The organism is Roseospira navarrensis (assembly GCF_009601025.1).
Taxonomy (GTDB): domain Bacteria; phylum Pseudomonadota; class Alphaproteobacteria; order Rhodospirillales; family Rhodospirillaceae; genus Rhodospira; species Rhodospira navarrensis.
Window position 1 is genome coordinate 16,612 of the sequence record NZ_WIVE01000033.1, and the last position, 13,303, is coordinate 29,914.

The window sequence follows — 13,303 nt, forward strand, 5'->3', positions numbered from 1 at the left end:
GCAGAGGACTGCCGTACTGAGTGCATTGCGGGCAGGCCATCTGTTCAAACCCCATCCTCGGCCCCGGATTGGGGGGTATCCTGGAGGACTCGGGGCGGCAACTCTGCCTGGATCACTCACCTCGGATGCGTTTCAATGCGTCCGCCCTGACGGCGTTGGGGCGGCGGACGACCACGCCGCGACTGTCGGGCCCTTGAGTGGGTCCCCGGAGAGCCTCGACGCCTTGGACCGCGTCCGCCCATCCGCCGGGATCGCTTGGCTGACGACACCACATCTTGGGAGCGCGATACGATGACAGCGAAGACCGCCCTGATTACGGGCGTTACGGGCCAGGACGGCGCCTATCTGGCGGAACTCCTGCTGAGCAAAGGGTACACGGTTCACGGCGTCAAACGGCGCTCGTCGTCCTTCAACACCCAGCGTGTGGACCACCTGTACCAGGATCCGCATGAAAGCGACGTGCGGTTCTTCCTGCACTTCGGAGACCTGACCGATGCCACCAACCTGATCCGCCTGGTTCAGGAAGTGCAGCCGGACGAAATCTACAATCTGGCGGCGCAGAGCCACGTCCAGGTCAGTTTCGAGACCCCGGAATACACGGCCAACTCCGACGCGCTTGGAACCCTGCGGCTTCTGGAGGCCATCCGCATCCTTGGCCTGGAGTCGACGACGCGGTTCTATCAGGCCTCGACGTCGGAGCTGTACGGCAAGGTTCAGGAGACGCCGCAGCGTGAAACCACACCGTTCTACCCGCGCTCTCCTTACGCCGCCGCCAAGATTTACGCCTACTGGATCACCGTGAACTACCGTGAAGCCTATGGGATGCACGCCTCCAACGGCATTCTGTTCAATCACGAAAGCCCGATCCGAGGGGAAACCTTCGTGACCCGCAAGATCTCGCGGGCCGTCGCGGCGATCTCACAGGGCCTCCAGGACCGCCTGTACCTCGGCAATCTTGACGCCAAACGGGACTGGGGGCACGCCCGCGACTACGTGGAAGGCATGTGGCGCATCCTGCAGCAGGACACGCCGAGCGACTATGTCCTGGCCACCGGCGAGGCCTATTCCGTGCGGGACTTCGTCGAGGAGGCCTTCGCCTGCGTGGACCGCAAGATCGTCTGGCAAGGCGAGGGCGTGAACGAGACGGGCAACTGCGCCCGGACCGGCGAGACGCTGGTCAAGATTGATCCGAAATATTTCCGCCCGACCGAGGTTGATCTGCTCCTCGGCGATCCGTCGAAGGCCCAGGCCGAACTGGGCTGGCGCCACACCACGACCTTCCCGGAGCTGGTGCGGGACATGGTCACCGCCGATCTCGACATCGTTCGAAAGGAAACCGAGCGGCGAAACCGCGCCGACTGACCCTGCGTGTCAGGCCCGAACGCCACGGCGTACAGAACCCTGTACGCTCCCCCGGTCCAGCCCCTACACTCGCGGCGATCCCGGACGGCGCCCTGTGCCGAGTCGCACGGCGCCGGACCCGGGGAGCGTGACGGGAGATCCGTATGGGACGCTTCGGCGCCGGCCAGGCCATTCGCCGCACAGAGGATCGCCGGTTCCTGACGGGGACCGGCCGCTATACGGACGACATCACCCTGCCGGGCATGGCGTTCGCCGCCGCGGCGCGCTCGCCCCATGCACACGGCGCGATCACGGCCGTGGACATCGAGGCCGCGCGGGCCATGCCCGGGGTGCTGGCTGTCCTGACGGCAGCCGACCTGGACGCGGCCGGGCTGGGCGAGATTCCCGTCGGGATGGCGGTCAAGAGCCGCGACGGCCGGCGCATGGGCACGCCGCCGCGCCCCACCCTGGCCCGCGACCGGGTGCTGTACCCCGGCGAGCCGGTCGCCTTCGTGGTGGCCGAGACCGCCCATGCCGCCCGCGACGCGGCCGAGGCCGTGCTGATCGACGTGGAGCCGCTGGCGGCGGTGGCGGACATGCCGGCCGCCCTGGCCGAAGGCGCGCCGGTGCTGCATCCCGAGGCGGCCCCCGGCAACGTCCTGTTCGACTGGCAGATGGGCGACACGGAGGCCACGGCGGCCCAGTTCGCCAGGGCGGCCCGAGTCGTCTCCCTGGATCTGGTCAACAATCGCCTGTCGCCCACCTTCATGGAGCCGCGCGGCGCCATCGGGGCCTTCGACGACGCGGACGGCCGCTACACCCTGTATACCGGCAGCCAGGGCTCGCACAATCTGCGGGCGGTGCTGGCCAAGAGCGTCTTCCGCCTGCCCGAGGACCGCTTCCGGGTCGTCTGTCCGGACGTGGGCGGCGGCTTTGGCACCCGCCTGTTTCTGATGAGCGAACACGTGCTGGTGCTGGTCGCCGCCCGCCAGCTCGGCCGCCCCGTCAAATGGATCGCCGAGCGCGCGGAGGGCTTCGCCAGCGACCTGCACGCCCGCGACCACCTGACCCACGCCGAGCTGGCGATGGATGCCGACGGCCGCTTCCTGGGCCTGCGGGTGGACATCCGCGCCAACCTGGGCGCCTTCTGCTCGCAGTTCGGGGCCTTCATCCCCACCATGGCCGGCGGTGCGATGTATGTGGGCCTGTACGACATTCCGGCAGCCACGGTGCGCAGTCGCGGCATCATGACCAACACGGTGGCGACGGATGCCTATCGGGGCGCCGGCCGGCCCGAGGCCGCCTATCTGCTGGAACGGCTGGTGGATGTGGCGGCGGCGGAGACCGGGCTGTCGCGCGACGAGATCCGGCGGCGCAACCTGATCGGGCCGGACGCCCTGCCCCACACCACCGCGCTGGGGCACGTGTACGACTCGGGAGATTTCGCCGGCCTGATGGCGCGCGCCATGGCCCGCGCCGACTGGACCGGGTTCCCGGCCCGCCGGGCCGAGTCCGAGGCCGCCGGGCGCCTGCGCGGCATCGGCCTGAGCTGTTATGTCGAGGCCTGCGGCGGCGGCCGGAACTTCTCGGAGCCCGCCACCGTCGGCGTGGACCCGGACGGCACGGTCACGGTGGTGATCGGCACCCAGTCCACCGGCCAGGGCCACGAAACCGCCTACGCCCAGATGGTCGCCGATGCGCTGGGCGTGCCGCTGGAGAGCATTCGCGTGCGCCAGGGTGATACGGACGAGGTGCCCGAGGGCAAGGGCACCGGCGGGTCGCGCTCCATTCCGGCCGGCGGGGCCTCGCTGGCCGCCGCGACGGACACCCTGATCGCCCGCGCCCGGGCGGTGGCGGCCCGCGTGCTGGAAGCCGAGGGGCCGGACGCCATCGAGCACGACCCCGAGACCGGCCTGTTCCGCCGGCCCGGCACCAACCGGACCCTGCATCTGGCGGAGGTCGCGGCCGCCGCGCGCGACCCCGCCCACCGGCCGGAGGACATGCCGGCCGGCGGCGGGCTGACCGCCACGGAGTCCTTCGTCGCCAGCCAGTTCACCTATCCGAACGGCTGCCATGTCTGCGAAGTCGAGATCGACCCCGACACGGGACAGACCGCCATCCTGCGCTACACCATCGTGGACGACATGGGCGTGGTCCTGAACCCGCTGCTGCTGGAAGGGCAGATCATCGGCGGCGCGGTGCAGGGCCTCTCCCAGGCGCTGTGCGAGCAGGTGATCTACGACCCCGACTCCGGCCAGTTGGTCACCGGCACGCTGCAGGACTACGCCCTGGCCCGGGCGCGCGACATCCCGGACTTCGCGTTCGAAGCCGTCGAGGACTATCCCTGCCGCACCAACCCGCTGGGCGTGAAGGGCGCGGGCGAGGCCGGCGCCATCGGCGCGGCCCCCGCCATCATGAACGCCGTCGTGGACGCCCTGTCGCCGCTCGGCGTCACCCATCTCGACATGCCCGCCACGCCGTTCCGGGTGTGGCGGGCGATCCAGGATCGCAGGAAAGCCGCCGCCCCATGACCACCGCTCCGGCCTCCGCCGCCACCGACCCCGCCCGCCTCGCCGCCTGGGCCACCGCGCTGGTGCCCGTCATCCGGGCCGCCGGGCGCGAGGTCATGGCCGTCTACGCCACCGACTTCGCCGTGGCCAACAAGGACGACACATCCCCGGTCACCGAGGCGGACGGACGCGCCGAGGCGGTCATCCTGGCGGCGCTGCGCGACCTGACGCCGGACATCCCGGTTGTGGCCGAGGAAAGTGTCGCCGCCGGCCACGTGCCCACCGTGGGGGACGGCCCGTTCTGGCTGGTGGATCCGCTCGACGGCACCAAGGAGTTCATCAAGCGCAACGGCGAGTTCACGGTGAACATCGGCCTTGTGGAGAACCGCGCGCCCATCCTGGGGCTGGTGCTCGCCCCGGCGCTGGAGACCCTGTACATCGGCCACGGTCCCGGCACGGCCCGGGTGATCCGGGACGGCGCGGCCCAACCCATCGCCTGCCGCACGCCGGGACCGGACGGTCTGGTGGTGCTGGCCAGCCGGTCGCACGGCGACAGCGACCGCATGGAAGCCTTCCTGTCCCGCTACACGGTGGCGGACCGCACCAACGCCGGCAGCTCGCTGAAGTTCTGCCGGCTGGCCGAGGGCGCGGCGGACCTCTACCCGCGCCTCGCCCCCACCTGCGAGTGGGACACGGCGGCGGCCCACGCGGTCCTGCTGGCGGCCGGTGGCCGCGTCGAGACCGAGGACGGCGCGCCCCTCGGCTACGCCAAGAACGCGCGTTTCCTCAACCCGCACTTCATCGCGCGCGGGGCGTGGCGGGATGCCGATCTTGGCCTCTGACAGAGCCCCCCTGCCGGTGGCCGCCCTGGTGGCCGCCGCCCTGCTGTGGCCCGGCGGCCCGGCGGAAGCGGACGGCGCGGTGGTGGGCATTCAGGGACGCGATGACCGGACGCCGGTGTTGACCGCCGACACGGCCGAGTCCGCCCCCTATCCCTGGCCCTGGCGCGCCATCGGCCGTCTGGACTGGGGCGGCGCGGCCCTCTGCACCGGCGCGCTGATCGCGCCCGATCTGGTGCTGACGGCCCGGCACTGCATGGCGTCTCGCGGCGCCCCCATCCCGGAGGCATCCGGCCTGACCTTTGCCGCCGGATACCGATTCGGGGTCGCGGAGACGACCACCGCCGGCGCGGAGATTCTGGCGCCGCCCGCGGAGTCCCAGACCCAGGATTTCGCCGTCGTGCGGCTCGCCACCGGCCTGAACATCCCGCCGATCCCGCTGGCGTCCGACGACAGGCTGAGCTTGATCCTGGCCGCGCCCAGCCACGTGGTCCTGCCCAGCTACAGCCGCGACCGGCCGGACGTGCTGTCCGTGCACGACCGCTGCATCCTGGACGGCCAATTCGGCCAGCCGTTCTGGTACCATACCTGCGACGGGCCGTCGGGGGCCTCGGGCGCACCGATCCTGGTCGGCATGGACACGGACCCGTCCGGGGCCCGGATCGCCGGGGTCCTGATCGGGTACACCACGGCCGGGCCGCCGCCCCATGGCGTCATGATTCCGGCCCCGGTCATCCGCGCGTTCCTGCGAGCGCAGGGGCTGGCGATCGCCGACGCCCCCGCACCGGATGGCAGACCATGAGACACAGAGGGGCGATCCCGCCACCCAGGACGACACCGGGTCACACGGGTGCCCCGCGACTCCCACGCCGGGGATGGTTGACCCGGGCGATCGGAGCCCTCGTCTTCGCGGGGCTTCTGAGCGGCGCGGGCGGGCTCGCCGGGGCAACCGAGTTGCCGGGCATCCATGGCGCCGACGACCGCCGCCCGGTGATAACCGGCGGTCCACCCAAGCGCGGCGAGTACCCCTGGCCCTGGCAGGCCATCGGCCGGGTCAACCGGGGCACGGGCGGTTTCTGCACCGGCACGCTGATCGCCCCGGATCTGGTGCTGACCGCGCAGCACTGCCTCGCCAGTCGGCGCGTGGGCACCCTGCCGCCGGTGAGCATGCATTTCGTGGCGGGATATCGGTTCGGCGGCTTCGAGGGTCACAGGCTGGCCGCCGAACTCATCCGGCCGGAGCGGGATGGCCCCCGCAATGACTTCGCCATCCTGCGCCTGACCGAGCCCCTGGACATCACGCCCATTCCGCTGGCCCCCGCACCCGACGCCCGCCGTCACCCGGCGACGCATGCGCGGGTGATGCTGGCCGCCTATGCCCAGGACCGGCCGCACCTGCTCAGCGTACACGAGAACTGCGTGATGCAGGGCCTGACGGAGGGGCCCCTGTGGCGCCACGACTGCGACGGCCCCAAGGGCTCGTCGGGCGGCCCGATCCTGGTGGGCGCGGCAGAGGACGGGGGCGCCCCGCGCGTCGCCGGCATCTCCATCGGCTTCGCCACCAGCGGGCCGTTGCCGCGCGGGATCATGGTGCCCACCCCCGTGATCCGCGCCTTTCTGGACGCGCGCGGCATCACGGTGGAGTGAGCCCGGAACCGGGACTCCGGTCGGATCAGGCCGCCGTGGCCGTCTCCACGCCCTTGTCCTTGAGCAGGGTCTGCAGTTCGCCCTCGGCGGCCATCTCGCGCACGATGTCGCAGCCGCCCACGAACTCGCCCTTCACATAGAGCTGGGGAATCGTCGGCCAGTTGGAGAAGTCCTTGATGCCCTGGCGGATTTCCTCGTCCTCCAGCACGTTGACGCCCTTGAACTTCACGCCGATGTGGCTGAGCACCTGAACGACGGCGGCGGAAAAGCCGCACTGCGGGAACATCGGCGAGCCCTTCATGTAGAGCACGACGTCGTTGCTCGTGATTTCCTCGCGGATGCGCGCTTCGACCGGGGTATCGCTCATGGGAGACTGTCCTTCACTGGCAGGCCGCCGCAGGGGCGACGGTCCCGAAATGACACCGAACGGAATACGGAGTAATTTGGTCCTGTATCCGTGCCGGAGGATATGGCATCGCCCGCCCGGCCTGTCAACGCGGGCCGTCTATCACACCCCTGGGCAATCGGGCGAAAGGACGTGTGGGCACAAAGGCGCGGTGTAGGGCGGTGTCGAATCCGCCGCGAGTCAGCGATGCGGCGGGTTGCGCCTTCGGCGCGAACCCGCCCTACGGGGTTTCGCCTTTCGCCAAACGCGCCGTCACCCGGTGGCCCTGGCCTACCACACCAGCGCGGGAATGGCGGCGATCGGGGACTGACTCTCGGCCGCGCACAGGGCCGTGACCCGGTCCGTCTCCGGCGTCTGGCCATAGGAGGTCAGGCCCAGCGGTTCGGCGAACAGGCCGCCGGCCACGAACACCGAGTCGATGCCGGCGGCGGCGGCCCCGGCGATGTCCGTATGCAGGCCGTCACCCACCACCAGCACCCGGCGCCGGTCGGCGAGGCCCATGCGGTCCATCACCAGGTCATAGATCGCCGGATCCGGCTTGCCCCGGTCGATGACGGCCCCCCCCATCTCGGCATAGCGCGCGGCGACGGCGCCGGCGCAGATCACCTTGCGGCCCTCGCGGATCACCTCGTGGTCCGGGTTGGCGCAGACCATGGGCAGCGCCCGCGCCCGGCAGCGATTCAGCCGGTCCTCGTAGTCCGCCACCGTCTCGTCGAACGACCACGGCCCCGTATTGAGCACGAAGTCGGCCGCCTCCGGGCTCTCGACCACCGTGATGTCGTCCAGGCCCTCGAAGATGCTGCGGTCCCGCGCCGGCCCCAGATGCCAGCAGCGCGCGCCCAGCGCGGCAAAGGCCGGATCGCTGCGCCGACGCAGTTCCTGGTGGACGGCGTCCCCGGACGACAGGATGTCGTCGTACAGGTCGCGCGGGATGCCCATCCCGGCCATGGTTTCGACCAGGGGCGCGGACAGACGCGGCGCGTTGGTGAGCAGCAGGGTGCGCAGCCCGGACGCCTTGATGGCGGCCAGGGCGTCCGTTACCCCGGGATAGGCCGTGTTGCCGTCGTGGAGCACGCCCCACAGGTCGATGATGAGACCGTCCCGGCCGGCGCAAAGATCGCGCAGGCCGGGTAGCACGGGAATGGCAGGGGTCATGCGGCGGCGGCCTGCCGGTCCGCACCCACCACCTGCTGCATGGACTCGAAGCCCTCGGCCTGCATCATCTCCAGCAGCTCGGTCTTGAGCTTCGGGATCAGGCGCGGCCCGAAGTAGGCGAGCGCCGAATACATCTGCACCGCGCTGGCCCCGGCCTTCAGGCGGATCATGATGTCGGCCGCGCTGTCCACGCCGCCGACCGAGATGATCGGCATCCGCCCGTACAGTCGGGCAACGAAGAAGTGCAGCACCTCCATGGCGCGGTCCTTCAGTGGCGCACCGGACAGGCCGCCCGCCTCCTGCTTGGCCGGGTGCTGGAGCGACTCCGGCCGGGCGGTGGTGGTGTTGATGGCGATGATGCCGTCCAGCGGGTTCTCGGGCTCCAGCGCCACGCGCGCGATGTCGTCCAGCTCCGCATCCGTCAGGTCCGGCGAGACCTTGAGGCACAGCGGCGGCTGGACGCGGGTCGGCATGGCGGCCCGCGTGCGGCGGATCACGGCCCGCAGCGAGTCGGCGGCCTGGAGCTGGCGCAGCCCCTCGGTGTTGGGCGAGGACAGGTTGAGCACCAGGAAGTCGGCGTGCGGCCCCAGCACGGCGGCCAGGGTGGCGTAATCGTCGGCGGCGTGCTCCAGCGGCGTATCGGCGTTCATGGCCAGGTTGACGCCGACGAAGCCCCGGTCCTCCCAGCGCGGCCGGCGCGACAGCCGGTCGTAGGCGACGATCATGCCGTCGTTGTTCAGGCCCATGCGGTTGATGACCGCGCCGTCTTCCTGCAACCGGAACAGGCGCGGGCGCGCGTTGCCGGGCTGCGGGCGGGGGGTGATGCCGCCCACTTCGACGAAGCCGAAGCCCATGCGCAGGCAGGCATCCGGCACCAGGGCGTTCTTGTCGTAGCCGGCGGCGAGCCCGATGGGGTTGTTGAACCGCTTGCCCCAGATCTCCACGCCCAGCGCCGGATCGTCCGGCGGCGGCAGCGTCGGGCCCATGCCGCGTGCGAGCGTCCGGATGCTGAGGTCATGGGCCTTCTCAGGGTCCATGGCCTGCAGCAGGCCGAGAAACATGGAATCGACGGCTTTCATAGTCCGAGATCTCCCGGTGAATTGGACAGCGTGGGGAACATGAGGTGGCCTTCCCGGTCCTCGGGCACCGGCAGGGCCGCCATCACGGCCTCCAGCGGAATGGTGCCATACAGATGCGGGAACAGGGCGCCGCCCCGGCTGGGCTCCCACCGCAGGTCGCCGGCGACCTTTTCGCCGTCCACGATCAGCAGCATCAGGGGCCGCACGCCCGCGTAATGCAGACGCGCCGTGTCCTCGACCTGACCGGCTTCCGACAGGTGAATGTAGCCGTCCCGCGTATCCACGTCGGTGCCTTCGAAGACACCCGACAGGGCGGCGGCCCGCCAGTCGTCGGCGTGGCAGAGGCGATAGACAAGGCGCGGGTACGGCGCGGCGGCGGGATCGGTCGTCATGGCGCGGAGACTATCCGATTTCCCCGGGGCTGGACACCCTTTCCGGCAGCCCCTGCGACGCGCCCTCGCCTCCCCTGCCCGGCACCCTAGAGTCGCGACAGCCAGGGCGCCGCGGCGGGCGCGAGCAGGACCTGCGCGCCCTTGGCCTCGTAGGTCAGGCGGCGGACGGGACCGTGCGCGGCGGCGATCCGGGACTCGGCCAGGGCGGCGGTCTCGCGCTCTCCGGGCCGGTGGGTGTCATCGAACACCACCACGCCCCCCGGCGTCAGCGCCGCCGGGATCACGTCCAGCGCGCCGACCCGGCCGAAGCGGCGCGCCCCGCCCGGCCCGTCCACCAGGATCAGGTCGTAGGGACCGGCGCGAACATCGTCCGGCAGCGCATAGGCCCGCATGGCGTGGCCGTCGTGCCGCCGGGTCTCGGCCGGGCACAGCCGCACGTCGTGGCGCACCCGCGCCGCCAGATCGTCCCGCCAGCCGGGATCGCTCTCCACCGTCTGGAGGGTCATCGGAAAGCGGTCCGACAGCGCATCCAGCAGCAGGGTGGATTGCCCGCCGCCCAGGTCCAGCACGCGCGCGGGCCGGTGCAGCTCGATCAGGCGCACGATCAGGAACAGCAAGGACGCATTGGCCCCGGCCCCGAACGGACGGTAGATCAACGGAAGGTCCAGCGCGCGCAGGCGATCCCGGAACACCTCGAAATACAGCACCTCGTCGGTGACGGGGGCCATGACGGCGGCCGCACGTCGGCGCATGAATTTGGTCAGCCCCATGTCCGCTCCCACTGGGGGATCCGCCGAGCGCCCCCCGCGGCCAGCCCCGATTTAGTCCTCGTCGTCCGTCTCGCGGACGATATACACCGAACACCGGCAGTGACGCGAGACCCGCGCCGCGTTCGGCCCCATGATGAAGTCCTGCAACTTGGGCTTGTGCGCACCCATCACGACCAGATCCGCCGAAATCTCTTCGGCCATGGCCAGGATCTGTTCGTAGGTGGAGCCGTGGCAGATGATGTGCTGCACGTGCTTGTCCGAGCCCAGCGTCTCGCGCGTGAAGCGGTGCAAGGCGACCTGGGTGTCATGGATCATCCGGTCGGCGGCGTCGTCGCGGAAATAGGTGCTGACGTTGCCGTCCAGCGGCGGCAGCACGGTGATGACGCACAGCTTGGCCTCGTAGAACCCGGCCAGGCGGGCGCCTTCCCGCAGGACCCGCCGGTGCATCTCGGCATGATCCAGATCCACGGCGACGAGAACGGTCTTGGGCATGGTTGTGCCTCCCTTGCCTCCCGGGTCAGGCGTGCGCCTCGGCCTCTTCGGCCCGCTGGCGCCGCCGCTGGATCAGCGCGACGACCGCAAACAGCAGGAACGCGGGGATGAAGAACAGTTCCTTCGGCGGCCGGTCCGTGGCCACCTCCAGTTCGACCAGTTGCCAGTCGAAATCGATGCCGAGTTGCTCCGACGGCCCCCCGAACGCCAGGTTGTCCACGTAGTAGTCGCCGTCCTCCACCCGGAACTCGATGCCGGCGTTTTCACTCAGCCGGGTCTCGCCGTCCGCACCGGCCTCGCCCAGCGGCAGCAGGTATTTCGCATCCACCGGATCGCCCATCAGGTTCTCGCCGACCAGGCGGACCTGCAGGCTCTCGCCCGCCCCGGCATCCTCGGCCATCTGGTACACATCGGCGGCCGGCCGGGTCTCGAACTCAGGCGTAATCATGTCCAGAAAGAACCCGGGCCGGAACAGCGTGAACGCGATCAGGATCAGGGCCACGCTCTCCCACAGCCGGGATCGCGTGAACATGAAGCCCATGGACCCGGCCGCGAACAGCAACATGGCGATGAGCGCGACGACGAACACGAACACCGCCTGCACCGGCCCCACGTCGATCAGCAGCAGGTCGGTGTTGAAGATGAACAGGAACGGCAGCAGCGCCGTCCGGATGGAATAGAAAAACGCCTGGAAGCCGGTCTTGAGCGGATCGCCGCCGGAGATCGCGGCGGCGGCGAAACTGGCCAGCCCCACCGGCGGTGTCACGTCCGCCATGATGCCGAAGTAGAACACGAACATATGAACGGCGATCAGCGGCACGATCAGGCCGGACTGGGCGCCCAGCTCGACCACCACACCGGCCATCAGCGACGACACCACGATGTAGTTGGCCGTGGTCGGCAGGCCCATGCCCAGCACGATGGAGATCAAGGCCACGAAGAACAGCATGGCCAGCAGGTTGCCGCCGGAGAGGAACTCGACGAACTCCGCCATCACCTGACCGACGCCGGTCAGCGTCACCGAGCCCACGATGATGCCGGCGATGCCCATGGCGCAGGCCAGCCCGATCATGTTGCGCGCGCCGATGATGAGGCCGGCCGCCACGTCCTCCCAGCCCTCCTTTGCCCGCATCAAAACGCTGGCGTCGCCCCGGAACAGCGCCTTCAGGGGCTTCTGGGTGACCAGGATGCCCAGCATGAAGACCGAGGACCAGAACGCCGACAGGCCGGGCGACTTGCGCTCGATCATCAGCAGGTACATCAGCAGCAGGATCGGCAGCAGATAGTGCATGCCGGTCTTGAAGATGGTGCCCGTGGACGGCAGGTGGTCGATGGTCTCGAAGCTCAGGTCGAGGTCGGGCGCCTTCGAGGCGTACCAGACCGAGGTCACGTAGGCGATCGCCAGCACCGCCACCAGGGTGGGTGTCGAGGCCGGACCGACCGCGCCGTCCAGCAAATCGACCACCACGCCGGCCACGTACAGCGTGCCACCGGCGATCACCAGCGAGATGGCGATGATGAACACGGCGCCCAGGATGAACTTCACCGGGTGCATGGTGGAGGTGCCGGTCATGCCGGATTTCAGCGCCTCCAGATGCACGATATAGATGAGCGCGACATACGAGATCGCGGCCGGCACGATGGCGGTCTTGACGACCTCGACATAGGACACGCCGACGTATTCGGTCATCAGGAACGCCACCGCGCCCATGACCGGCGGAGTCAGCACGCCGTTGATGGACGAGGACACCTCGATCGCGCCGGCCTTGGTGGCGGAGAAGCCCACCCGCTTCATCAGCGGGATGGTGAAGGTGCCCGTGGTCACCACGTTGGCGATGGACGAGCCGGAAATCAGGCCCGTGGCCGCCGAGGCGATGACGGCCGCCTTCGCCGGACCGCCCCTCAGATGCCCCAGGGCCGAAAACGCGAGTTGCAGGAAGTAGTTGCCGGCGCCGGCCTGGTTCAGCAGCGCCCCGAACAGCACGAACAGGAACACGAACCCCGAGGACACACCGAGCGCGACACCGTAGACGCCCTCGGTGGTCAGCATCAGGTGGCTCATGGCCTTCTCGAATGAGGCGCCCTTCCAGCGCACCACGTCCGGCAGAAGCTCCGACGAGCCGAAGAACACATAGGCCAGGAACACCACGGCCACGCCCATGAGCGGGATGCCCAACGACCGCCGCCCGGCCTCCATCAGCAGCACCAGCCCGATCCCGGCCATCACCAGATCGGTGGTGTTGGGGATGCCGGTGCGCGCGGCGATGCCGTCGTAATCCCAGAACAGGTAGGACGCGGTCGCGGCCGCCACGGCGGCCACGATCCAGGTCAGGATCGGAATATGGTCGCGCGGCCCGCTCTTGGACGCGGGAAAGGCGAGGAACGCCAGCAGGACGGCGAAACCGAGGTGGATCGCCCGGGTCTGGGTGTCGTTGTAGACCCCGATCCCGAGGACGAACGGCAGCGGCGAGGCGATCCACAACTGGAACAAGGACCAGATCAGGGGAACGACCCACAGAAACGAGCGCGAAAACCAGTGCTTCGGCGCCCGGGCGCCGGTATCGGCCTCCGCGATGATGTCGTCGTAGTCGTTCGCCTTTTCGGCCTCGGTGGTCATGGGCCCTCTCCCTGCCGGGCGGTCTCACCTGTGTCGGAACGGCGAACGCCGCGAT

Annotated in this window: 12 protein-coding genes; 5 read left to right on the top strand and 7 right to left on the bottom strand. The window is 69.9% G+C overall.

Annotation, left to right across the window (positions count from 1 at the left end; all coding sequences use genetic code 11):
* The first annotated feature begins 291 nt into the window (after positions 1-291).
* From gmd to GHC57_RS11290, 5 genes are all read left to right on the top strand, one after another.
* Positions 292-1,362 carry a GDP-mannose 4,6-dehydratase gene (gene gmd, locus GHC57_RS11270; RefSeq protein WP_153344245.1) on the top strand — a complete coding sequence of 357 codons (1,071 nt, stop codon included), beginning with the start codon at positions 292-294 and terminating at the stop codon, positions 1,360-1,362.
* A 143-nt stretch (positions 1,363-1,505) separates the two neighbouring features.
* Positions 1,506-3,872 carry a xanthine dehydrogenase family protein molybdopterin-binding subunit gene (locus GHC57_RS11275; RefSeq protein WP_153344247.1) on the top strand — a complete coding sequence of 789 codons (2,367 nt, stop codon included), beginning with the start codon at positions 1,506-1,508 and terminating at the stop codon, positions 3,870-3,872.
* Positions 3,869-4,693 (top strand): 3'(2'),5'-bisphosphate nucleotidase CysQ, encoded by an 825-nt coding sequence (gene cysQ, locus GHC57_RS11280; protein ID WP_153344249.1) that lies wholly within the window; start codon positions 3,869-3,871, stop codon positions 4,691-4,693. Before GHC57_RS11275 ends, cysQ begins: the two co-directional genes overlap by 4 nt.
* Complete coding sequence (locus GHC57_RS11285; RefSeq protein WP_170294844.1) at positions 4,683-5,492, top strand: trypsin-like serine peptidase; 810 nt, start codon at positions 4,683-4,685, stop codon at positions 5,490-5,492. Before cysQ ends, GHC57_RS11285 begins: the two co-directional genes overlap by 11 nt.
* A 77-nt stretch (positions 5,493-5,569) precedes the next feature.
* Entirely contained in the window at positions 5,570-6,337 is a 768-nt protein-coding gene (locus GHC57_RS11290; RefSeq protein ID WP_170294845.1) for a trypsin-like serine peptidase, read from the top strand.
* A 25-nt stretch (positions 6,338-6,362) separates the two neighbouring features.
* Here GHC57_RS11290 and grxD read toward each other — a convergent pair whose 3' ends face one another.
* The 7 genes from grxD to GHC57_RS11325 form a co-directional block, all read right to left on the bottom strand.
* Positions 6,363-6,704: a Grx4 family monothiol glutaredoxin gene (gene grxD / locus GHC57_RS11295; RefSeq protein ID WP_153344255.1), complete on the bottom strand. Its 342-nt coding sequence runs from the start codon at positions 6,702-6,704 to the stop codon at positions 6,363-6,365.
* 309 nt (positions 6,705-7,013) lie between these two features.
* Positions 7,014-7,898, bottom strand: coding sequence for a TIGR01459 family HAD-type hydrolase (locus GHC57_RS11300; RefSeq protein WP_153344258.1), 885 nt, complete (start codon positions 7,896-7,898; stop codon positions 7,014-7,016).
* Positions 7,895-8,977 carry a quinone-dependent dihydroorotate dehydrogenase gene (locus GHC57_RS11305; RefSeq protein WP_153344260.1) on the bottom strand — a complete coding sequence of 361 codons (1,083 nt, stop codon included), beginning with the start codon at positions 8,975-8,977 and terminating at the stop codon, positions 7,895-7,897. The genes GHC57_RS11300 and GHC57_RS11305 overlap by 4 nt, the downstream gene beginning before the upstream one ends.
* Positions 8,974-9,369: a DUF952 domain-containing protein gene (locus GHC57_RS11310; RefSeq protein WP_153344262.1), complete on the bottom strand. Its 396-nt coding sequence runs from the start codon at positions 9,367-9,369 to the stop codon at positions 8,974-8,976. The genes GHC57_RS11305 and GHC57_RS11310 overlap by 4 nt, the downstream gene beginning before the upstream one ends.
* A gap of 86 nt (positions 9,370-9,455) precedes the next feature.
* Positions 9,456-10,139 (bottom strand): O-methyltransferase, encoded by a 684-nt coding sequence (locus GHC57_RS11315; protein WP_153344264.1) that lies wholly within the window; start codon positions 10,137-10,139, stop codon positions 9,456-9,458.
* 51 nt (positions 10,140-10,190) lie between these two features.
* A complete protein-coding gene (locus tag GHC57_RS11320) occupies positions 10,191-10,631 on the bottom strand; it encodes a universal stress protein (RefSeq protein WP_153344266.1) in 441 nt (146 codons plus the stop codon).
* 25 nt (positions 10,632-10,656) lie between these two features.
* Positions 10,657-13,248 carry a TRAP transporter permease gene (locus GHC57_RS11325; RefSeq protein WP_153344268.1) on the bottom strand — a complete coding sequence of 864 codons (2,592 nt, stop codon included), beginning with the start codon at positions 13,246-13,248 and terminating at the stop codon, positions 10,657-10,659.
* Positions 13,249-13,303: the final 55 nt, after the last annotated feature.

Bases quoted from the DNA above. Each gene is read 5' to 3' on its own strand.
- GHC57_RS11325 (WP_153344268.1), bottom strand. From the start codon at position 13,248: ATGACCACCGAGGCCGAAAAGGCGAACGACTACGACGACATCATCGCG.
- GHC57_RS11315 (WP_153344264.1), bottom strand. From the start codon at position 10,139: ATGGGGCTGACCAAATTCATGCGCCGACGTGCGGCCGCCGTCATGGCC.
- GHC57_RS11275 (WP_153344247.1), top strand. From the start codon at position 1,506: ATGGGACGCTTCGGCGCCGGCCAGGCCATTCGCCGCACAGAGGATCGC.
- grxD (WP_153344255.1), bottom strand. From the start codon at position 6,704: ATGAGCGATACCCCGGTCGAAGCGCGCATCCGCGAGGAAATCACGAGC.
- GHC57_RS11305 (WP_153344260.1), bottom strand. From the start codon at position 8,977: ATGAAAGCCGTCGATTCCATGTTTCTCGGCCTGCTGCAGGCCATGGAC.
- GHC57_RS11310 (WP_153344262.1), bottom strand. From the start codon at position 9,369: ATGACGACCGATCCCGCCGCCGCGCCGTACCCGCGCCTTGTCTATCGC.
- cysQ (WP_153344249.1), top strand. From the start codon at position 3,869: ATGACCACCGCTCCGGCCTCCGCCGCCACCGACCCCGCCCGCCTCGCC.
- GHC57_RS11300 (WP_153344258.1), bottom strand. From the start codon at position 7,898: ATGACCCCTGCCATTCCCGTGCTACCCGGCCTGCGCGATCTTTGCGCC.
- gmd (WP_153344245.1), top strand. From the start codon at position 292: ATGACAGCGAAGACCGCCCTGATTACGGGCGTTACGGGCCAGGACGGC.
- GHC57_RS11320 (WP_153344266.1), bottom strand. From the start codon at position 10,631: ATGCCCAAGACCGTTCTCGTCGCCGTGGATCTGGATCATGCCGAGATG.